The organism is Cohnella mopanensis (assembly GCF_022352055.1).
Lineage (GTDB): Bacteria > Bacillota > Bacilli > Paenibacillales > Paenibacillaceae > Cohnella > Cohnella mopanensis.
In genome coordinates, this window is the sequence record NZ_JAKRWM010000006.1 from 416,221 (window position 1) to 438,796 (window position 22,576).

The following is a 22,576-nucleotide window of genomic DNA, read 5'->3' on the forward strand; positions in this document are numbered from 1 at the left end:
AGTTGGTGACCTGTTATGATGTATTCCGCTCTCGGAGATTCCATTACTTTCGGGGAAAATGCCTCCAATATGGCAAAAGCTTATCCTCACCTAACCGCGTCTTCTTTGCAATCGGATTCAAATAAGGCTCACGTGTTTGTACTGGCTCGACCCGGTTGGAGCAGCGACGATCTCCTGGATGCTGTAAAATGGAATGGATCCCCCATGATAAGCCAATCCGCTGTTGTTTCTGTGTGGATCGGCGGGGTGGATTTAATTAACACGGCGTTACAATCGTTGAATACGAGTCAACAGCTGGATTTAAATCGAATGATGTCTGATTATAGTCGAAATCTTAGCGCCATTTTGACGTTCATTAAGAAAGAGAGCTGCGCTAAGGTCATTTGCTGTACGCAATATAATCCCTTTCCGAACAGCCCTCTTGCGGTTGAGGGAATTAACCGATTAAATCGGATGACAAGCGAGGTCGCCCATCGTTGCAGGGTTGCGATAGCCCCCGTTCATACGTGGTTTGAAGGAAAACAGGCAGAGCTAATTTATGGATACCATAAAGGTAAAATTGAAGACGCAGCGAGCGGGTCATTGCCCATTCATCCGAATGATCGAGGGCACCGGGTTATTGCCACGGGATTGGTTCGCCATATCATTCCTCGCAAACCGGTTTAGTTGTCGCGGGCAAATATATATGCATGCTTATATAAACATGCATATATATGAGATTCGCCTAATGCTTTTTTGCAGATAGCTTGGCTGCGGGATCGTCCCGCACGCCTGCTCTTACTTAATAAATTGAAACCAACCGAAATCGAAGCGGCTTCCCGGAAGGAAGACGAAGGTCACTTTTTGTACTCCCGTCACCTTTTCCAATTCGAATACCCGCTGTTCGTATCCATCGGATTTCACGAATTCGATAAGCTGAATGCTTTCGCTTTCCGCATTGGCTAATCGAATATGAATCGTATTTTTATCGATCGTCGACCTGCCGCAAACGACAAGCTTCGTAACTCCTTCGCTCGTAAAGTCCATGCTTTCGAACTCCAGGGAAACGTTATTGCCTATCTCTTCGATGCGATTGTCCGTTACTGTGAACGTATCCCCATAGATGCGATCGCATTCCGCCGCGTTATTCGGCTCAAGAGCTCTATTCTTTTTCTCGAATGAAAATCCCTTGATATGCACCTTCTGCCGGAGAACGAAACAAATCGAGGTAAGACCGCGGAGTCTTCTGGACAAGCGATACGTTTCTTCTTGATACACATTCCACTTGGATTGTTTTTGATAGACGACATCGGCTAGCAGCACGCTACCCTCTTCGTCCGGCATTCCTTCCCAAATCTGTAGCGCGTACTCGTCGCTTGATAAGGCGAATAGGGGAATCGTGACGGTATCCGAGCCATAAGAGCCGAAATCGATATCGCGAAACCCGACTTGGGTTTCTTCGTCTCTGCTTGTCGCTACGCCTCTTTCGTTGCCGTTACCAAGCTCGCCTTTACTATAATCATAGAGTCCCGCGGATATGAATCCGTAAGGATCTTTGTAGGCCGTGCCGAGACCGGTCGCCTTATATTCGAGCTGGGAGATGAGCTTCGTTTTGTCGCTGCCGTTCTTACTCATGCAACGAAGCCGAAATTGTCCATCCCCTAGCGCGGTGATCTTCGCTTCAAGACCGGATGCTTCTAAGCTGGCAATATTCGATGCGATCCCTGAGTCATTGACTACGCTCCACTCGACTTCTCGGTAAGAAGCATTCTCGGGGTATAGCCGTGCGCGCACGACCATCTCTTGTCTCGATTCGTCGAACGACTGTCCGGAATAGCTTACGATCTCGATCTTCCGAACGGGAATTTCCTCTTTCTCGCCCATGACGCACGGTAGCTCTTGATTCGCCATGCGCGCGGAAACCCCCTCTAGTGTCGCCGTTTCATCTCTTGCCGGAAGGGACTCGTATTCTGCAATTTGGTTCTCCAAACCGACGGAGGAAACTTCAACCCTAATCTTGCCGGATTCTAACGTGGCTCCTATTAGCGCCATCAGCTTGCCGCTGAACAATTTCCTGCTTAACCCTTTATACGGGTCGAAGTCCGTGCTATCCCCATTATCCAGTCCAAGCAATCGACCGGCTCCCGTAACCTCGACCTGGACGCGATTATTCGCGTTGTCTACGGGATTTCCATTGTCATCCTCCATGGTGATCTCGACGAAGATCAAGTCTGTCCCATTGGCAACCAGACGATCCTTATCCGCGCGCAACCGGATCTTGTTCGCGTCTCCGAACGATTTTCTCGCATCCGTCGCAATGACGGCGCCCTTCTCATCGTAGGCGATCGCTTTGATTTCGCCTTCTTCATAAGGGATCTTCCACCAGCCGACGAGCTGCGTTCCCCGCTCGCGGTCGAACGTATGGGTTCCGATCGTATTGCCGTTAAATTTCAACTCGATTTTAGGCGCGTTCGAGCACACCCGAACATCGATCGTCTGGCCCTTGTTGAAATCCCAATATGGGAATAGATGAACCATCGGTTTGGTCTTGTAATCGGTCCATGCCGCTTGATAAATGTAATACGAATCCTTCTTGAAAGTAGCCGTGTCGATCTGTCCAAAATAAGAGTTCTTGGTATGATAAGGCGTCGGTTCGCCGATATAGTCGAATCCTGTCCATATAAACTGACCGAGGGAAAATGGGGTATCCCTTTCCGCCACAATGCAAGCTTCCGCCGACTTAGCCCCCCAGCTCGTCGAACTGTTCCCTAGAGCCGAGCATTGCTCGTCGTCGTCGACAAGAATGGATTTCTCAAACGGAAAACGGTAGATGCCTCTGCTTTGCACGATCGAGGCCGTCTCGCTGCCATAGATGATCCAGTCCGGATGCTCCTCATGATGCTTGCGGTAATATTTTTCGGCATAGTTATATCCTGCGACCTTGACGATATCCGCGCATGCCTGAGCGTTCTCCCAAGGCATATAGTTCGATCCGATGGTAATCGCCGCGTTTTGTTTCGGATCGTATTTCCGCACTTCTTCCATAAGCATTCTCGTTACTTCTTGCCCTCTCTCGTCCGCGTGCGTATCGTAGATTTCGTTCCCGATGCTCCACATCAGCAGACTCGGATGATTGCGATCGCGCATCACCCAGCTTCTTACGTCGGCAGAAGCCCATTCCCTGAAAAATCTGGCGTAGTCGTAAGGCGTTTTCGGTCTTTCCCACATATCGAATGCTTCCGAGACGACAAGCAGGCCCATCTCGTCCGCCAAGTCCATCAGTTCTTTCGCAGGCATATTGTGGGCGGTCCGAATCGCGTTAACGCCCATTTCTTTCAGGATTGCAAACCTTCTTCTCAAGGCTTCTTTATAAAACGCGGCTCCCAAGGCTCCTAGATCGTGATGTTCGCAAACCCCGTTTAATTTCATGGTTCTTCCGTTCAACCGAAGACCTTCCGCAGGGTCGAGCAGGATCGTCCGAAAACCCATATGCTGGGTTACCGTTTCGATGATTTCCCCATCTTCATGTTGGATTTGGGTGATCAACCGGTATAAATGGGGATCATCCGTGCTCCATAACCAAGGATTTGGGACCGGTAGCCTTTGTCTATGGTGGGCAACGGGATGGTTGCCTGCAGCAATCCGATCCGAGACGGCCGCGACGATATGATCCTTGTACAGCAGCGTTTGCGAGATGAGCACGTCTTCGTGGATGTTCATATCCGTGTCGACTTCTACTTGCCAGCCATCTTCTTCCTGTCTTGCCGTTATATAAACGCCGTTCGTTGCGATATAATTGCGACCCCTGGTCTTCAACCATACGTTGCGATAGATCCCGGCACCCGAGTACCATCGGCTATTCGGGCTTTGGTAGACGACTTTCACGATGATTTCATTGTCCCCATCCACGAGGGCTTCCGTGATCTCGTGTTCGAAGGAGGAATAACCGTATTTCCATTCGCCTGCAAGCCGTTGATTCACGTATAGGGAAGAGTCCATATATACCCCATCGAAACACAAGAGAATCCGCTTGGCCTCTTTCGTGTATGTGAATCTCTTACGGTACCAACCGATACCATCTTCGTAGAGATTTAACGTCTGATAGATCAGCCAATCGTGGGGGACATCGACCGGTTGGAAGTGCACTCCGGTACTATCTGTCGCTTCGAGGCCGCTTTTGGCAAATTCCCATCCTTCGTTAAAAAGCGTTTTTTGGTTCATGATAGATGTGCTCGCTTTCTTCGGTAAAATAGAATCAGGATCTACGGCAACCCGTCGAATTGATCGACCGTGCCGCAGATCCCTTTTTACTTAAGCATCAATAGCCAAGCGTGCTTTTCGTTTTCTCAAAGATTTCATTTGCCTTGCTGGCATACCGTTCGCTGCCGCTCGCTTTGACTTGGGCTACATAAGCATCCCAATCCTTAGTGATGTCAGCCTGGCCGGTAATGAACTTCAGCGTCATCGTCTTCACGTAATCCATCAGAGGCTTCTGGATCAGGTTCATCTCTTCGCTCTCGTCAACGGTTGCCATAACAGGCGGATCGATCTCACGAGCTTGACGCTGTCCCAAGACCCGGTTGACGTAATCCCGCTCGCCATCCGACATCTTCGACGTTCTCAGCTTGTTCGTGCCGCCGTAAGCGAATACGCCGCCGCCGAAGCCGAAGTCGAAGTTCAATTTCTTCGTTGCTTCAGGGTTTAGGCCGTTATACGTAATGTCCGAATTCAGCTTGATGTCGCCGTTCGCGTCCTTCGTGTAGGTTTCTCCTTCAACGCCCCACAAGCTCAGCGTTTGTCCTTCATCGGAGTACCACAGCCAGTCGACGAAACGAAGCATCTCGATGAACTTCTCTTCGCCAAGATCCTTAAGCGCGTTTTTGCTGATCATGATGCCGTTCTCAAGACGCGAAGCCTCGATTTGAAGCTTTCCTTTAGGGCCGCCTGGCATAGTGATCATGTACAACTCGGCATCCGGAACTTGCATTTTCGTCATCATCTCGGCCACGTTCTGGTAGTTTGCACTCATGGCGAAGATATCGCCTTTATAGAATTTAGCAAGTTGTGGATCGTCTTCTGCTGTGAAGGATTCTGGGTCAAGAATGCCTTCTTTAACCAGTTTGTTGAAGAAGGTGAGGAAGGATTTGTAGTCTTCCGTAGAGTTGGAGAAATAGAACTTCTGCGCGGCATTGTCGAACTTCAAGCCGTTAGCCAAATCCCAGCCGGCTCTTACGCCATATTCAACACCTGCAACTTTCAACAGGGAATCGCCCTTGAAGCGATCCGACATGACATACTTCGCGCCCGTAGACTCTTTTACTTTCTTCATAGCTTCATAGAAGTCTTCATAAGTCCAGTTGGCCTCTTGTGTGACGTCTACGCCAGCCTTCTCGAAGATATCTTTCCGAATGACATAGGAATAGCCGCCGGCCGCATTTTCCCACAAACCCGGAAGCACGTAGTATTTGCCGTCAGCCTGCAGTTTGGCCTTCAGATCTTTCTCCATTCCCCAATCTTTGACGGCTTTCTCGTAGTTAGGCATGTATTGCACATAATCGCTGATCGGGACGATTTGGCCCCCGGCAATAAATGGCGACTCGTCGTACGTTTTCGGAATGATGTAAGGTGCGTCGCCGCTGTTCACGAGCAGCGCCTTCTGATTCTCATACTCGGATCTGGCCGCGAGGGTCAGGTCGAAGGTTACGTTGGTTTTCTCCTGGATTGCACTCCAAAGTCTCCAGTTCTTCTGGTATGGATACCCCTCGTGATCGCTGTACATCATGGAGTAAGACACTGGCTCATCGGAATGGAACGTGTTGCCTTCCCCAAAGGTGTAACCCAATTTCGTTGTTTCGCTGGCCGCAGCGGAGCTGGCCGGTGCCGAACTAGGTGCCGAGCTGGATGCTTCGTTGTTGTTGTTGCTGCATGCCGCAAGTCCGACTGCCAATAATGCCGCTAGCAAAACTCCTGTTGTCTTTTTAACCGTCTTCATACTGCGCCTCCCAATTTTCAATTTTTTATAATGGTAGAAATAGCTGCAGCTCGAAGACATATAGTTAAGGTCCGCGGTTGCAGCCTTTCTGTGAAACCGTTCATTACCCTTTCACGGAACCGATCAGCATCCCCTGCACGAAATACTTCTGAATGAACGGGTAGATGCAGATAATCGGTAAAGCGGTCAAGATCATCGCGGTGGATTTAATCGTCGCCGCAATCTGGGTAGATGCCGCGTCGGACGAACTAAATTCTTGCGTACTGACGAAGTTGTCAACGATCTGCCGCAAATACAAGGAGACAGGCCATGATTCCTTCGTGTTCAAGTACAAAGAAGCGGTAAACCAATCGTTCCAGTAAGCTACCATTGCGAACAGAAACATCGTGGCCAGAATTGGTTTAGAGAGAGGTAAAACAATCCTCGTAAAAATGCCGTAAACTCCCAGCCCGTCTACCCTTGCCGCTTCTTCTACTTCATTAGGCAAACCTGCGAAGAAGGTTTTCACTAATATGACATTGAAGGCGCTAATGGCGCCGGGAATCACGATTGCCCAAATCGTATCCCGCATCTGCAACTTTTGGGCGACGAGGACGTAGTTCGGAATCAGACCGCCCCCGAAATACATCGTGAAGAGCACGAACGGGATGAAGAACTTGTTCAAGCGAAGCTTTTCCTTCGACAATGGATAAGCCAGAATCGCCGTTGCGGATACCGAAATGAACGTTCCTAGTACCGAATACAGGATTGTGTTTCCGTAATAGCGGTAAAACTCAGGCTTTTTCAGAAGAAGCTCATACGTTGTAGTTGTGAACTCAACCGGGAACAGGAAGACCTTCCCCGCATAGATAGCACCCTCCGAACTGAAAGACTGCGCGAGCAGATAGACGAATGGGTACAAGGTAAAGATGACGACAACCGTCATTACGAGCGTGTTAAAGAATAGAAATCCACGATATGAGGATGATTCTTTCATGCGTCTTGCTCCTTTCTACCACAAGCTCGTCTTCGTCGTCTTCTTGGAGACGAAGTTCGCCATGGTCACCAGAATCAAACCGACGACACCTTCGAATAATCCGACGGCTGTCGCGTAACTGAAGTTGCCGCCGATGCCGTCTCTGCCGCCGATCCCCATCCGGTACACGTAAGTGGAGAGGACATCCCCGGTCTCGTAAGTAAGCGGATTGTAAAGCAGCAACACTTTCTCGAAGTTGGAGTGCATGATGCCGCCGATATCGAGAATGAGAAGTACCATGATTGTAGGCAAGATGCCTGGAATCGTAACGTGCCATGCCCTTCGGAACCGGCTCGCCCCGTCGACCTTAGCCGCCTCGTACAGTTCGGTGTTGATGGCGGTCATCGCGGCTAGGTACAGGATCGTGCCCCAGCCAAGCCCCTGCCAGATGCCGGACGTGATGTAGAGCGTCGGGAACCAATCCGGCTGCTGGATGAACGAAATCTTCTCTATCCCCAAATAACCAAGCAGCGTGTTGATTGGTCCAGTCAAGGAGACCATCTCCTTGATCATCCCTACCACGATTACCATTGAAATAAAATGCGGCAGATAAGAGACTGTCTGAACGAATTTCTTCACTTTAATACTGCGCAGCTCGTTCAGCAACAAAGCGAAGATTAACGTAACCGGAAAGCGGACGATCAAATAGGAGATGCTCAGGAAAATCGTGTTGTAGAAAGCTCTCCAGAAAGCAGAGTCCTTCCAGAACATTTCAAAGTAATGCAGACCTACCCATTCCGTCCCGAAAATATTCGGACCGCCTCTATATTTCCGGAAGGCGATAATGTTCCCTATCATCGGAGCGTACTTGAAAACGATAAAGTAGATTACTGGAATAAGCAGAAACGAGTAAAGCTTCCACTCTTTCCTTACGTGTCTCCATAGAGGAGTTGTCTTTGGGGCCCGAGAGATGGATTTTTGGAGTGCCGCCTCTTCCATTGCCATGTCCTCACCGCTTCCTTCAAGTGTAATCGCTTGCAGATTTGTCGTGGCCCTCTGCCCTCATTACTGGCTTCCGCTTAATAAATCGTCCGGTTATGCGCGTCGGGAATACCCGACTTACGGTAAAAGTACGTATTGACGACATCCCGCCATTCCGCCGCGTGCTCCGATTGTTGCTGCAGACGGCTTAACACGCTCGCATAGCGGTCGTCATCTACTTTCCCCTTCAAACCGCTCCACGCCTCCGCAAGCGATTCGGCCTGCTCGACCCCCTCGAAATGCGAATCGTAGATGTGTTGAATGACGGTCTTGCCGGACTTCAAAACGTGCGTATAAGGTACATGGTGGAAGAACAGCAACAGCTCATCCGGACAGCTTTCGATCGATTCGTAGCGTGCGGCGGGAATATCGTGGTACTGTCCCGTATAGCCTGTTCCCGTGCTTACGGTGCGGTCTACGCCAATGCCATGACAATCGGCGAAATGGTACGTCCCCCACACGGAGTATTCGTATCCGTCGACATTCGGGCCGTAATGATGACCCGGATTGACCATCCAGCCTACTCCTAGCGGCGACGTGTAATTTTCGTATATGGACCAGGAATCAAGAAGCATGCGGCTAATCGTCCTGACGACAGACGGATCGTTCCCGAACGCGAGCCGCACCCATTCATCCGTAATTCGCTCCGGCGTTAGTTCCGGATGCCAAGCAAGACGGCCGTAACCGTAAAAATTCGCTTGGGCTAAAATATGTCCGGTCCAACCAAGCTCGTCCCCGATGTTGGCTACGCCTGCGAATCCGCCGAGCGGGCGGTTGAACGATGCTCCGGTTGCCACTCTTGCTACCGTCGAGCCTTCGCCTAATGCATGCGTGTCAAAGTCGATCGCTTCCTTCCACTGCGGCACGAGATAGCACAGATGCTTCTGCTGCCCTGTGTACTCCTGGGTAATCTGCAATTCCAGCAGTTGGTTCGTTAGCCGCATACCGCCGAATAACGGAGATGCCGGCTCCCGCACCTGGAAATCCATAGGGCCGTTTTTGATTTGCAATACGACATTCTCGCGGAACCTCCCGTCAAGCGGGCGAAAATGGTCGTACGCCGCCTTGGCCCGGTCGGTCGATCGGTCGCGCCAATCCTGCAGGCAGTCATACACGAAGCAACGCCATATCACGACTCCGTCGTAAGGCTGAAGCGCCTCGGCGAGCATATTCGCTCCGTCCGCATGGTCGCGTCCGTACGTAAAGGGCCCCGGTTGGAATTCCGAGTCGGCTTTCACAAGGAAGCCGCCGAAATCCGGAATGTGCCGATACACGTCTGCTGATCTTTCCGCCCACCATTCTCTAACCTGCGGGTCAAGCGGATCAGCCGTCGTCAACCCGCCAAGCTGAATCGGGCTAGCGAAGTTGATGCTCAGATAAATCCGGACGCCGTATTCCCTGAATACGTCCGCCACTTTCGCCACGGAAGGCAGCAGCTCGGGAGCAATCAACCTCGTTTCCGTCTCATGGACATTCACGTTGTTAATGGAAATCGCGTTCAACCCGACCGCTGCCATCAACCGAGCGTAATCCCGAATGCGCTTCCAATCCGCAACGAACGTTCCCCGATGGAAAAACAACGATCTACCCGCGTATCCCCGTTCGATGCTGCCGTCCATATTGTCCCAGTGGTTGATCATTCTCAGCTTGGCGGCTGGTTTCTCTACGACGCGAAGATCGCTAATGCGTTGTCCGGTTTGAAGCAGCCGGAGAAAATGAAACGCCCCGTACAGCGCGCCTTTGTCCGTTCTGCCGGCAATGGCAATGAAGCGGCGTTGCGGTTGTTCGACGGTTCGCAGCACATACCCCTCTTCGCCCAAAGCTTCCATTTCGGCCTCGTCCAATATACCTTGAAGATCGGCGCTATCCAGCGTGCCGATGAGGAGAAAGCGTTCGCGATCCGTGTTCCGAACCTCTTGCGGCTTGCGGCCAAACATCGAACCGATACCGTTCGTAAGCTCCTCGCACGCCGTTGCCACAAGCTGAGCATGCCCGGAAGAAGCAACGACGACCGTTTCGCACCAAGGCGCGTATTCCTTCGCTTGATCAGGATGCAGCGGGGCATAACGTAGCCAAGCTTCATAAGAGTCTCTCGTCAGCTCCCCGCTGTGGAAGGTCGTTTCGATCTTTGTCTGGTTGTCATTTCCCATCCCAAAATCCTCCATTGACTTGCAACAATTAAGCGCACTTTGGACGGAAAAATATGCTCGTCTCTATATGCATTTCATTTATTAGCCATGCAAAACCGTTGATATGGCAATGTTAATATGTGATCATTATAAAATTAAGCGTTTACATTTTCTATAGAGCAACTAGATATTAATTGTAATTATTAAACATGTTTTTAATCGCTTTTGCTTGATTTGAATCTTTATTTCGTCCAATTTCGGTGATACGATGAACTCGTAAGACCAACTTTCGGTCATTAAGGGCGGTGTTCGACTTGGATTTGGAGCAGATGCAACATTTCGTCCCCGACATTAATTACTTTGTCGACAGACGGTGTTTTCCCGATTGGGAAATTATTAAGCAAAACATCGATTTTCACGACCTTACGTTCGTCGTCGAAGGAAAATCGAATTATTACGTTAATGGCGTCCAATACACGGTGGAAGCCGGCGACGTGATCTACATCCCCATGGGCAACGTCCGCGAAGCGCATACGTTCAAGGAAAATCCGATGCATTCCTATGCTTTCAATTTCAACTGGATGCCGCACGGAAGCCCGGAAGCGCTCCCGCTCCAAACCGTGACCAAAAACATCATCACGAACGAATTATTCGGATACATCAAACAGTTCACGCAAGTATGGATGGGCAAGCAACCCGGATACGTCATGCAATCCAGGGCGTTATTCATGCTGATCATGCATCGGCTTCTGACGATCTCCTATCGTAACGGCGTCCATCATCAACCCGATCAAAGGGTCAATAAAGTACTGGAATACGTGAACCAACACTATGTGGAGGAGCTCGATTTAACCGGTATGTCCAAAATCGTTAACCTTCATCAGGTGTACCTTGGGAAATTGTTTAAGAAGAACACGGGCTATTCGTTCAAGGAGTATTTGAACCTGATACGTATCAATCACGCGGAAATGCTGTTATCAACCGGCGGATTTTCCGTGACGCAGGTCGCCGATCGGTGCGGCTTCCGCGATATTTCGTATTTCAGCAACGTGTTCAAATCGATCAAAGGATACCCTCCTTCGACCGTAAGCAAATAAAACGGCACAATAAAACTAAGCCCCGGTCCTCCGGTGGCTTTTTCTATTGTCAATCCCTTGGATTGGTTTATCTAACTCCTTAAAAACAATTATTCCGTGCAAATTTAGGTTGTTGATTGTTAATAATATAAAGGACTATCAAGAGGTGGACACGAAGACTGGAGAATTCCCCATATCGGTTCGGTTTATGTGTCTAGGGGGGCGGATTGGAAAGGATTTAATTTTGTACGGGATCACTCAATATTCACTCGACCTGAGCCGATTAAATCACCGGAAGGCTTGGTGAACGAAATATCATATTGTCCGGATTCAATGAAATTATATTCGAAGCCGAATGTACCCCATTTAGGGTCAATGGCTTCATCATAATGTTTTACTATTAGCTCCGATCCCCCAACCTTTTTCGTAATCGTTATTTTAATGTTGTTTACCGCAAAATCATCATAGGAACGAAGAATTACCATAACAGTACCTTGCGGGAAAGTGGTTCCTGGATGAATGGCATTTAATTGATCATCTGCGTCTTCAGCAAAAATAACTTCTGGGCCTTTGGAATAAAACACAGATCTCGTTTCGGGATTTACGGTTTCATCAACGAATACCATGAGAACCGAGGAGGCAAGAACTAACATAATCCCACAAAATATTCCCCAACCGGATGTCCCCCCCTTCTTACCTATTAAAAGTAGCCGCCTTTCTTTATCTTCGTGGAGGGCCATAATCTCTTCAATAGTTTTCTTCGCTTTGCGATAGTAAATCTTGTTTCCGTAAACACCTGCAAAAATCGAGATCAGCAAATAAATCGAGCTGGACATATAGCCAACAAACGACTCGATGATGGAGAGCAAAACTATTATTCCAAAATATATAGCAGATTCAACGTATAATTTTCGATAGGCCATCCAAATTGGAGGGAAAAGGAACGCTGGCCAGTTCCACCCCGAATTTTTCCCCCATTTTGCTAGATATACGTCTTTTTTTGTAAATGCTTTTAAGAATTCAACGGGAATTCCTGTCGTTCCAAAAATCTGTTCTTCTACTTTATCTCCAATTTGGAATCCGTTTCCTTTGCTACAATTGAGACAAGGCTGACCGGGAATATCTAATCGTTGCCCGCAAAATGAACAAAATTTCGACTCCAAACCCCCACTTCCTTCCGTAATATACATTTCTCGACCACCGCTTTTATAATCATACTATACATAGTCATATTTTCCCATGTCCAATGAGATTAGGAGATTCCATTATATTTGAACAGCCTACAAAAATAAGCAGCCACCACAGAAAATCACTGTGATGGCTGCCCGCCGTTTACTGAGCTTGATGCTTCCGTACCGCCGATACCGTCCAATCGGATAGCTCGGTGATCTTCATTTTCTTCATCTCGCGCAAATACGTGTCGAGCACGTCTCCGATCGGATCGGTCCATTTGCGGTCAATGGAGGAAAGTCCGTTCATAATGCCAAGCGCCGTGACGATTTGCGCAGCATTACAGTCGACGTCCTGGCCCACCATCGCAATGATGTGCAGCGTCTCGTCGAAATCGCCGTTACCATACCATAATGCCACCACTTCCGCCATCGCGTTCGGATAGGCATGGATCCAGTTGTATTCTTTGAACATTTCCTCGCACAGTTTCCAGGTCTCACGCCAATCGCTATGCTGGCGACACCACTGAAGGGCCTTCGATACGAACGCATAGTATTCGCTGTCTGCTGGAATCGCGTCTACGGACAATTCTACGATTTTCCGAATATCCTTCTCGACGAAAGCGAGCGATACGAATACCGCGTTGAAGATTTCTCCCAGCACCCCGTTGTTCGCATGCGAGACGACCGCGTCCTTCCAAGCTAGCTTTGCCGCTTCTTTCGGATTGCCTGGCGCAACCATGCCGCAAATCGCGCCGCGCATCTGGGCACCGATCCATTCCCGGAACGGGTTGTTCAAATACCCGCTCTCGGGCGGATAGATCCCGCTCCGGATGTTCTTCAAGGCGATATCTTCCGCCGACCAGCCACTCGGTACGAGCGCCACCCATTCTTCGGCGATCGTGTCTGACGAAACCTCATAACCAAGTTTATCGAACGCGCTCAAGAAGGCGATTTCGAACGTAATGTCATCGTTATACGTATTCGGCTTACGTACATAACCCCGAATGTCTCCGAACTTCTCTTGCAACTTCTGCGACGTATACCCTTCAATCGCGGTTCCGAGAGCACCGCCAACAATCTGGGCTACCCATCCTGCGTTAATCCGGGATGCGAAATCGTCCGTATGAACATTGTACGATTCATAACCTTGGAATTTCGCCTTCTTCTCGTACGCATCCCATGTCTCGTAAGCCTGATAGCGCCAATACTCGGCCCCTTCGTCCTTAGGCAAACGAGACAACTCGTTCATCAGCCGGGCGGTTATCCGTTGAAGCTCCAACATATCGTTCTTGTCGAACGCCGCTTCTCCGGCCTCAAGCAGAGGAGTAAGATGATCGGTCTTATAGCCCATATTATGCATCGATTGCACAGCAGCGACGGCCAGCATCTCCGGTGCTCCGGAACCTGGAACATTGCTATGCCAGAATAGCTTCAAGGTCATATCATAAAATTGCTCCACCTGAGTCATGGCCAACCAAGTTTGTTCTTCCTCGTCCAGTACGACCGGATTCGCGTTTTGCATCAATCGGTAAGCTTTCTCCCATGCTTTCATATCGTAATTCCTCCCCTTTAGTGTGATTCGTGGCAGCAGCTTCAATCTCTTACACTACCCGGCTCATAAAATGAGCAAGGAACCGTTCCGCGTCCACCTCAAGACATACGTCGATACTCGGACGCCCGTCCGGGACGACGTTACGATCGGCATAGGTTTGACCGGCAGTATGTTCCCCCTCCGTATCGACCTTCACCGGCATCGATTCCGTCCGGCAGAACGTGGGGTCGATGACCATGCCAACAGCTAGCGGATCATGCAGGGCACAGCCTCCGATACCGGGGCTGAATCTTTCGTAGGCATCGATATAAAAATCCGTCGCGTCTGCCAAGAAGTGCGACATCTTGGTCCCCTTGTCGCGCCACTCCTGTAACCGAGTACGCGGCAGCAGCGTCTTCATCGTTACGTCTAACCCGATCAGCTTAATCGGTAGCCCCGAGCCGAACACGAACTCGGCAGCCTCCGGGTCGCTATGGATATTGGCTTCCGCATGCGGAGTAACGTTGCCAGGTACGGTGACGGCCCCGCCCATGATGACGACTTGACCGACCAAGCTCACGAATTCCGGATCTAAACGAATAGCCGCGGCCAAATTGGTCATCGGACCTACGGAAACGATGTTTAATTGACCGGGCATGCGCCTCGCCTGCTCCACCATAAATTGCGGGGCAGTAAGCGATTCGGCTCGACCTTTAGGAAGAGCATCGAGCAACGCGCCGCCTAAGCCGTCATCGCCATGCACGTGCTTGGCGTACGCATCCTTATTCCGGGACAACGGCTTGTCCGCGCCGGCGTACACCGGTACATCCTCGCATCCCAGCAGTTCAAGCACATAGAGGGAGTTACGGGTAGCTTCCTCCACGGTTACGTTCCCGAACAGCGTCGTCACTCCGATCAGCTTCACTTCGGGAGAATGAGTCGCATAAGCGATCGCCATCATATCATCAATACCCGTATCCACATCCAGAATCATCGGTTTCATCCCGTTCACCTCGCTGTCATAATCAACTAGTTGGACTTGGAATATTTCGACAACGTATCAACCATCAATTGCCAGAACTTATCCTGATCGAGATCCAGCGCCACTTTTACGTTCGGTTCCTTACCCGTTACGCCAAGCATATCGACTACCGTCATCCCGTAGCTGAATTCGCCTTTTGTCTCGATGTCTACGCGTAGATCGCGGTAGGTAAATATGGACGGATCGATACAATAAACGACGCAGCATGCATCATGGATCGGCGCGCCTTCGAAACCGAACACTTCCTTGTACGTATGCATGAAAAATTGCAACAGCTCCACGACGAAATCCGATATCGGATTGCCGATCTGCTTGATCCGCTCCTGAATCTCGGGAGTGGCTTGCGCTTTATGCGTCAAATCGAGCCCGAACATCGTCAGAGGCACGCCACTCTCGAAGACAACCTTGGCCGCCTCGGCATCTACGAAAATGTTGAATTCCGCCGCAGGCGTCCAATTTCCGAACGTGCCTCCGCCCATGAGAACGATTTCGCGGATCTTGGGAATAATCGCGGGTTCTTTGCGCATCGCCATCGCTATGTTCGTCAACGGAGCGGTTGGAACGAGCGTAATGTCCCCGTCCGAAGCTAGCAATTGCCTAATGATGAAGTCGACCGCATGTTCTTCTGACATCGTCATCGTTGGAGTCGGAAGTATCGGACCGTCCATTCCGCTATCCCCATGGATATCCGCCGCGGTTTCCCGCTTGCGCACGAGCGGCTGCGGCGCTCCCTTAGCAACGGGCGTATCCAGCAGCCCCGCGATTTCACACACCTTTAACGCATTTATGGTCGTTTTATCGACTTCCGCATTGCCTGCTACCGTTGTAATGCCAAGCAATTCCACTCCCGGATTCGCTCCCGCAAGCAGTATCGCAATTGCGTCGTCATGTCCCGGGTCGCAATCAATAATAATCTTTTTAGCTTCAGTCATACCCATCGTGTCCTGTCCCCTTTAGGTTAAAGTTGCGAGCTTTCTCTTCTGCCGCATCGCGAAAAACACGAGCGCGGCAATGGTTACGACATACGGAATCATCTGAATGAATTGGCTTGGGATCGGCGCATCCGGAACGGTCTGAACAATCGTCGCTAACGCGCTGGCGAGACCGAAGATCAGCGAGCCGAACAATATACCGATCGGGTTACGGTTACCAAGCAGTACGACGGCTAGAGCGAGAAACCCGGTTCCTCCGGTCATGTCTTTTACGAACATATTGGTCAGTCCATTAGACATGAAGGCACCCGCTAGCCCAGCGAAAACGCCGCTCCATGCCAGCGCGGAATATTGAATCCGCGTAACGGGAATGCCTAGCGATTGTGCGGCTTGAGGCGCTTCGCCGACAGAACGGAGGTGAACGCCATAAGGTGTCCGGTAGATCAGAACCATACAGAACACAACGGCTAAGATGGCGATCCAGACCATCAGATTGTGCCCGCTCAGCAGCTTGCCCAGCAGGGGTACATCTTCAATGAACGGGATATTCACAGTCGGGATCGGCGCAGCCTTGCTCGGGGAATAGTTCCCGGTCACGCCGAAAATCTTGCTCATCAGGAAGATCGTAAAGCCCGAGCCGAAGATGTTGACTGCGAATCCGGTTATGATGATATCCACCTTCATCTTGAGCGAGAAAAATCCCATCCCGTAGCTGATAAGAACGGACACCCCAACTCCCGCTAGCACTCCGAGCGCCCAGTTTCCCGTGCTGGAGCCGACCGCGATCGAGGTAAACGCCGACATCAGCATTAATCCTTCAAGTCCGATATTGATGGCACCGCCGATGTCCGAGATGAGCCCGCCCAAAGCAGCCAGTAGGATCGGCGTCATTACGCGCAACAGCACTGCGAACAGCGAAAGGTCTATAATCTGGCTCCAAATGGTTTGCCACACCATCTTACTTCACCGCCTTTTGCTCGGTTTTGGCATACCTTTGTTTAATAAAGGTAAAAATCGCCTGCGCCGTTACGAGCAACACGAGCATGACTTGAATAATGACCGCAACCTCCCGGGGCATATCGCTCCCATATTGCATCGTTTGGGCGCCTACCTGGATATACGCATAGAATAATCCGGCGACGAGCACGCCCACGGGATGGTTACGAGCGAGCAATGCAATGATGATGCCATCAAAACCGAGACCCGCCGAGAAGTTTTGTTTGAACGTCTGTTGAATCCCGAGTATTTCCACGATTCCGGCTAATCCGGCCAGCGCGCCGCTAATCATTACGCTGATGACTATGATTTTGCGTGTTGCGATACCGCCATAGCGGGCAAAATGTCCATTTTTCCCGACCATCCGCAGCTCGTAGCCGATCGACGTTTTATAAAGAAGCAAGTATACGACCACAACGGCCGCCAGCGCGATCAGAATACCGGCATGGGCGCTCGTGCCGGGAATAATCTTGGCGAGCAGAATGTTCTTATCGATGTTTTCCATCTTTGCGTAGCCGCCGCCGTGCGACTTAAACTGATTATTGACGAAATAGGACGTGAGCAGAATCGCCACAAAGTTAAGCATTAGTGTCGTGACGATCTCATTCGCGTTCAAATAGGCTTTCAGCAGCCCCGGAATCGCCCCGAATAGAGCTCCCCCGATGAGCGCGGCTAACACTACGAGCGGCAAATGAATCCATGGACTTAAGCCCGGCAAGTACACCGCGGTAAGCGCCCCAAGAAAGCTGCCGATGTATAATTGGCCTTCGGCCCCCATGCTGAATACGCCCGATTGGAATACGACCGAGAGCGCGAGACCCGTTAAAATCAAGGGAACCGCTTTGTTTAGAATCGTGCCCACGTTGAACCAACTGGATAACGGGTCAAGAAACAAGGCGCTAACGGCCGCAAACGGTTCGCTGCTCGTCAGAAAAATAACGACAAATCCGCACAGCAGCGCAGTTATGACCGCCATCAGAATTCCGCTAACTTCCAGCACAACCATTCTGGACGATTTCATCGTACCGCCTCCTGTTCCTGCTTCTTGATGCCTAACATGTAATAGCCGATTTCTTGTTCCGTCAGATCAGGGGTGTTATCCAGAAGCGCCACGATTTCGCCATTGTAGAGGACAGCGATCCGATCGCTCAGCGCCATGACCTCCGACAGCTCGGCCGATACGACCATGACCGCCGCTCCGCCGTCACGCCGCTTAATAATCTCCCGATGGATGAACTCGATCGCCCCGATATCGACCCCGCGGGTCGGCTGGGAGGCAATAAGCAGCTTTGGATTTTTCGATAGCTCCCTAGCCACGACGACTTTCTGAAGATTGCCGCCCGACAGCGCGCCTGCCATAATTTCCTCGTTCTGGGCACGTACGTCATACGCCTGCATCATCGTTTGGGCGAATTGCTTGATTTTATTATGATTAAGGAAAATCCCCCGTTTGAACTCGGGATTCCGATAATGGTCAAGAATCAGGTTATCCGCAATCGTAGAGGTCAAGCTGGCTCCGGAGGTTTGCCGATCTTCCGGGATATGTCCGACTTTCATTCGGCGAATCTCGGCGACGCTTGCACCGAGCAACTCCTTACCCTGATACAGGATATTGCCCGCAACCGCTTTGCGAAGCCCGGTAATCGTCTCCACCAGCTCGGTTTGACCATTGCCTTCCACGCCTGCAATGCCGAGAACTTCGCCGCTGCGAATATCGAAAGAAATTCCCTGCAGCGCCTTGGTTCCCTTGTCATCCAACGCCTCAAGATCACGGACGGACAGCACCACTTCTTTGGGGTCGGCGGGTATTTTGTTCACGCGGAACAGCACTTCGCGCCCGACCATCAGACGGGAAATCTCTTCTTGGTTCGTGTCCTTCGTCTGCAATGTCGCAATCGATTTGCCAGCTCTCAGTACGGTAATGCGATTGGAAATGCGCATGACCTCGCGCAGCTTGTGCGTAATGAAAATGATCGTATGGCCTTCGCTAACTAGCGCTTGAATGGAGTCGAACAACTCATCCGTCTCCTGCGGCGTCAGTACGGCCGTCGGTTCGTCCAGAATGATCAGCTTCGCGCCCCGATAAAGCACTTTCAAAATTTCCACCCGTTGTTTCTGCCCGACCGGAATCGTCTCTACCTTCGCCTGCAAGTTTACCTTCAAGCCATACGTCGCAACCAAATGCTCGACTTCCCGATATTCCTTCGCCCGATCGCGAAACATGGAGAACGGGCCTTTCTTCGGCTCGTTGCCAAGTACGATATTTTCCGACACCGAGAGGGACGGAGACAACATAAAATGCTGATGCACCATGCCCATGCCTTGCTGGATAGCGTCTTTCGGTCCGCTAAACCTAATCGGTTGTCCCTTATATTCAATCGTCCCATTCGTCGGAGCTTCCAGTCCGAACAAAATTTTCATCAAGGTCGACTTGCCGGCTCCGTTCTCTCCCACAAGCGCGTGAATTTCTCCTTCGTGAACGGTCAAATCAACGCCCTTATTAGCGGCTGTTCCGTTAGGATACACCTTATGAATGTCTTTCATTTCTAGTAAAATCGGCATGTCTATCCCCCCAGCCAGAAAATGACTTCACTCGTATACGGGGTCCCCGTGAAAAGAAAGAGAGATGAGGCTACCTCACCTCTCCTATGTTACTTATAACGAAGATTTTACGGTGATCTCGCCTTTAGCAAGCTTATCTTCGATCTCTTTCATCTTATCTCTGATCGATTGCGGTACGTTTTTCTCGTACAAGTCATCCTTCGCTAGACCGACGCCGCCTTCTTTAATGCCCAGCACTTCGCCGCTGCCGAGAGGCAATTCGCCCTTGGCCAACAATTCCAAAGCACGGAAGACCGATTGGTCAACGTTCTTCAGCATGGAAGTCAGTACGCTGCCAGGGTAAAGCGGATTTTGGTTAGCGTCTACGCCGATCGAGTACACGCCTCTTTCGTTAGCGCCTTCCAACGTACCGAGACCTGCTGCGGAAGCTACGCCAAATACGATATCGGCTTTTTGCGAATCGATTTGCGCTAATCCCAACTCTTTGCCCTTTGGAGCGTTAACGAAATCTCCGACATAAGAAGTGACGACCTTCACGTCTTTGTCCACATAAGCAGCGCCTTGCTCATATCCCGATTTAAAGTCGTTAATGATCGGAATATCCATACCGCCGACGAATCCAACGACTTTATCCGGGTTAGCGCCTTTTAGCTCCGTGTTGGTCGTTACCAATGCCGCGAAAGCTCCCGCAAGGAACGAACCTTCGCTTTGAGAGTAAAGCATCGAGTATACGTTAGGAACGCCTTCGATTAAATCATCGAAGAAGATGAACTTAATATCCGGATAGCGTTCTGCCAAATCCTTCGTCACATCAATCATTTGGCTCGTCCCGACGACAACTACGTTATATTTTTTGCTAGCCACTACCGCTTCCAGACCTGACGCCCAGTCCGCGGAGTTGGCGCCGCCTTCAACCGTTTTAGACTTAATTCCGAGTTCTTTGACCGCTCTATCCATACCCGCTTGCGCAGAATCGAAGAAGCTCTTGTCGCCAAGCGTGCTGTTTACATAGTAAAGGGCGTTGATCTCTCCGCCGGAAGTCGCTCCGGACCCGTTCGATGCAGTCGAAGAGGCTGCTGGAGATTCACTGGATTTGGACTCGTTATTCTTCGTTCCACATGCCGCCAAAATTAATGCAATTGAAAGAAACATAACGCCGAGCGTGCTGAGTTTTTTCATGTTCATGATGATAGACTCCCCTTTGATCACTGGTTGTGTGCTGCCTCTTTAATGAATTTTTCAGCTTCTTCTAGCATCGGCATGGAAGCTTGCGCTCCCTTGCGCGTCGCTGTAATCGCACCGATGGCGGAGGCGAATTTCGCGGCCGCCCAGATGTCTTTGCCATTGACGAGCGCCGCTCCTACCGCACCTGCAAACGCATCTCCTGCCGCCGTGGAATCAACAGCATCGACTTTATAAGGTTCCACGAAGAAGGTTCGATTCGCGCCTACGACAACGACGCCTTTTTCCCCTAATTTCGCAAATACGGTCGACACGCCCTTGTTGATTAATTCGACAGCCGCAAGTTTGGCCGACAACTGGTCGGAAACCTCAACGCCGGTCAACTGGGCAATTTCCATCTCGTTAGGAAGAATGTAATCGACCATTGCGAGCAGCTCTTTCGGCAGCTCCTGCGCTGGCGCAGGATCAAGTAGAACAGGTACCTGATGCCGCTTCGCAATCGTAATCGCTTCCTTCACCGTCTCTAGCGGAATTTCAAGCTGTACCATGAGCAGCTTGGCCTGCTTAATCAGGCCCTCCTGCTTGCGCACATCCTCCGGCGTTAGCCGAAGATTGGCTCCTGCGGCGACGACGATACTATTATCGCCTTGCGGGTCCAACGTGATGAACGCTACTCCCGTCGCTTCCTCGGCCGTTTTCTCGATCGCGCTGCAATCGACCCCGACCTGTTCCAGATTGGCAAGCAATTGATCGGCGAACAAGTCATTGCCCACTTTCCCAATCATCGCCACTTCAGCCCCGAGCTTGCGGGCCGCGACCGCCTGATTGGCCCCTTTGCCGCCGGCATTCATAAAGAAATCTTTGCCTAACACGGTTTCTCCCCGGTCCGGACGATGGTTCAGGCTGACCACCATGTCCATATTTAGGCTCCCTACGACTACAATACTAGCACTCATTTCTGGTCCACCCCGTTACATGATTCTCTGTGTATAAGCTTGTGCTCCAAAATCACGTTTTTCGAGCCCGACCTCACCCCCTTCATGTGATCATCTAACAGCTGCACCGCGGTAACTCCGATCTGATACGCAGGTATCGAAATCGTACTCATCATCGGTCGCGACATGGCACAGAAAGCAATGTCATCGCAGCCGAAGATCGAAATATCCTCCGGCACACGCAATCCGCGGCGATAGATTTCGTGCATGGCTCCAAGCGCCATAAGATCGTTCGCGGCGAATATGGCCGTCGGTCCGTATTCCTCAATCAAATCCCCCATCTGGTGCACCCCCGATTCGTAGCTGAAGGTGCCGACGCTGACGAACGGCTCGAGATTCGCCGCAAGCATGGCGTCTACGTAGCCCGTTCTTCGACTTACCGCCGATTGAATATTTTTAGGACCCGCTAGGTGGGCGATTCTAGTATGTCCCTGTCCGATCAAATAATGGACTGCCTCTTGCGCCGCTTTATAATTGTCGATCGACACGGCGTCGAACGGTTTGTTCTCGATTAGTCGGTCACAAAGCACGATAGGCGTTTGCAAGCTCGTCAGATCGTTGACTGTCTGCTCGTCGAGCGTCGATGAGATAAGCACGATTCCCCCGACTTGTTGTTCCACCATTTTGTAAATAATATCCTGCTCTAGTTTCGGATCATTATCCGTATTGCTTATAAAGAGTGTATATCCGAGCCTGTGCGCCGCATCCTCGATCCCCCGGGCCAGTACCGGGAAGTAAGGGTTCGTAATATCCGGCAGGATCAGTCCAATCGTATTGGTCCGGTTCGTCGCCAAGTTTCTCGCAATCGTGCTTGGACGATATTTGAGCTCCTCGATCGCGCGAAGAACGCGCTCCTTGATCTCTCCTTTGACTTGAGGATTGTCGTTAAGCACTCTCGATACCGTCGCCTTGGAGACTTGCGCTCGTTCTGCAACATGTTGAATATTGGGTTTCATTCGCTTATCACCGTCATTTCTTCCAATCCAATTTCG

17 protein-coding genes are annotated in these 22,576 nt (G+C 50.7%); 2 read left to right on the forward strand and 15 right to left on the reverse strand.

The features are described 5' to 3' along the window. Positions 1–15: 15 nt before the first annotated feature. Complete coding sequence (locus L3D05_RS12530; protein WP_239616386.1) at positions 16–666, forward strand: SGNH/GDSL hydrolase family protein; 651 nt, start codon at positions 16–18, stop codon at positions 664–666. A gap of 111 nt (positions 667–777) precedes the next feature. Here L3D05_RS12530 and L3D05_RS12535 read toward each other — a convergent pair whose 3' ends face one another. The 5 genes from L3D05_RS12535 to L3D05_RS12555 form a co-directional block, all read right to left on the reverse strand. Next, positions 778–4,200: a glycoside hydrolase family 2 TIM barrel-domain containing protein gene (locus L3D05_RS12535; protein ID WP_239616387.1), complete on the reverse strand. Its 3,423-nt coding sequence runs from the start codon at positions 4,198–4,200 to the stop codon at positions 778–780. A 97-nt stretch (positions 4,201–4,297) separates the two neighbouring features. Further along, the gene (locus L3D05_RS12540; protein WP_239616388.1) at positions 4,298–5,971 is read right to left on the reverse strand and encodes an ABC transporter substrate-binding protein; all 1,674 of its coding nucleotides are present in this window, start codon (positions 5,969–5,971) and stop codon (positions 4,298–4,300) included. 103 nt (positions 5,972–6,074) lie between these two features. Beyond that, positions 6,075–6,947, reverse strand: a complete 873-nt coding sequence (locus tag L3D05_RS12545) for a carbohydrate ABC transporter permease (RefSeq protein WP_239616389.1) — start codon at positions 6,945–6,947, stop codon at positions 6,075–6,077. A 15-nt stretch (positions 6,948–6,962) separates the two neighbouring features. Then, positions 6,963–7,925, reverse strand: a complete 963-nt coding sequence (locus tag L3D05_RS12550) for an ABC transporter permease (protein WP_239616484.1) — start codon at positions 7,923–7,925, stop codon at positions 6,963–6,965. 80 nt (positions 7,926–8,005) lie between these two features. Continuing rightward, positions 8,006–10,117, reverse strand: coding sequence for an alpha-glucuronidase family glycosyl hydrolase (locus L3D05_RS12555; RefSeq protein WP_239616390.1), 2,112 nt, complete (start codon positions 10,115–10,117; stop codon positions 8,006–8,008). Positions 10,118–10,410: 293 nt separating this feature from the next. Here L3D05_RS12555 and L3D05_RS12560 point away from each other — a divergent pair, with 293 nt between their 5' ends. After that, positions 10,411–11,193, forward strand: coding sequence for an AraC family transcriptional regulator (locus L3D05_RS12560; protein WP_439647944.1), 783 nt, complete (start codon positions 10,411–10,413; stop codon positions 11,191–11,193). A gap of 233 nt (positions 11,194–11,426) precedes the next feature. Here the strand turns inward: L3D05_RS12560 and L3D05_RS12565 are convergent, their stop codons facing one another. The 10 genes from L3D05_RS12565 to L3D05_RS12610 all read right to left on the reverse strand — a co-directional run bounded on the left by L3D05_RS12565 (position 11,427) and on the right by L3D05_RS12610 (position 22,540). After that, positions 11,427–12,362 (reverse strand): DUF2628 domain-containing protein, encoded by a 936-nt coding sequence (locus tag L3D05_RS12565; protein WP_239616391.1) that lies wholly within the window; start codon positions 12,360–12,362, stop codon positions 11,427–11,429. Positions 12,363–12,504: 142 nt separating this feature from the next. Further along, positions 12,505–13,896 carry an ADP-ribosylglycohydrolase family protein gene (locus tag L3D05_RS12570; RefSeq protein WP_239616392.1) on the reverse strand — a complete coding sequence of 464 codons (1,392 nt, stop codon included), beginning with the start codon at positions 13,894–13,896 and terminating at the stop codon, positions 12,505–12,507. A gap of 49 nt (positions 13,897–13,945) precedes the next feature. Then, positions 13,946–14,878 carry a nucleoside hydrolase gene (locus L3D05_RS12575; RefSeq protein WP_239616393.1) on the reverse strand — a complete coding sequence of 311 codons (933 nt, stop codon included), beginning with the start codon at positions 14,876–14,878 and terminating at the stop codon, positions 13,946–13,948. 26 nt (positions 14,879–14,904) lie between these two features. Next, positions 14,905–15,849: a nucleoside hydrolase gene (locus L3D05_RS12580; protein WP_239616486.1), complete on the reverse strand. Its 945-nt coding sequence runs from the start codon at positions 15,847–15,849 to the stop codon at positions 14,905–14,907. A 21-nt stretch (positions 15,850–15,870) separates the two neighbouring features. After that, complete coding sequence (locus L3D05_RS12585) at positions 15,871–16,806, reverse strand: ABC transporter permease (protein WP_239616394.1); 936 nt, start codon at positions 16,804–16,806, stop codon at positions 15,871–15,873. Position 16,807: 1 nt separating this feature from the next. Beyond that, the gene (locus tag L3D05_RS12590; protein WP_239616395.1) at positions 16,808–17,866 is read right to left on the reverse strand and encodes an ABC transporter permease; all 1,059 of its coding nucleotides are present in this window, start codon (positions 17,864–17,866) and stop codon (positions 16,808–16,810) included. Further along, the gene (locus tag L3D05_RS12595; RefSeq protein ID WP_239616396.1) at positions 17,863–19,407 is read right to left on the reverse strand and encodes an ABC transporter ATP-binding protein; all 1,545 of its coding nucleotides are present in this window, start codon (positions 19,405–19,407) and stop codon (positions 17,863–17,865) included. The genes L3D05_RS12590 and L3D05_RS12595 overlap by 4 nt, the downstream gene beginning before the upstream one ends. Positions 19,408–19,500: 93 nt before the next feature. After that, positions 19,501–20,592, reverse strand: coding sequence for a BMP family lipoprotein (locus tag L3D05_RS12600; protein ID WP_239616397.1), 1,092 nt, complete (start codon positions 20,590–20,592; stop codon positions 19,501–19,503). Between the two features lie 20 nt (positions 20,593–20,612). After that, positions 20,613–21,545, reverse strand: a complete 933-nt coding sequence (rbsK, locus tag L3D05_RS12605; RefSeq protein ID WP_239616398.1) for a ribokinase — start codon at positions 21,543–21,545, stop codon at positions 20,613–20,615. Then, positions 21,542–22,540 (reverse strand): LacI family DNA-binding transcriptional regulator, encoded by a 999-nt coding sequence (locus L3D05_RS12610; RefSeq protein WP_239616399.1) that lies wholly within the window; start codon positions 22,538–22,540, stop codon positions 21,542–21,544. The genes rbsK and L3D05_RS12610 overlap by 4 nt, the downstream gene beginning before the upstream one ends. Positions 22,541–22,576 lie beyond the last annotated feature (36 nt).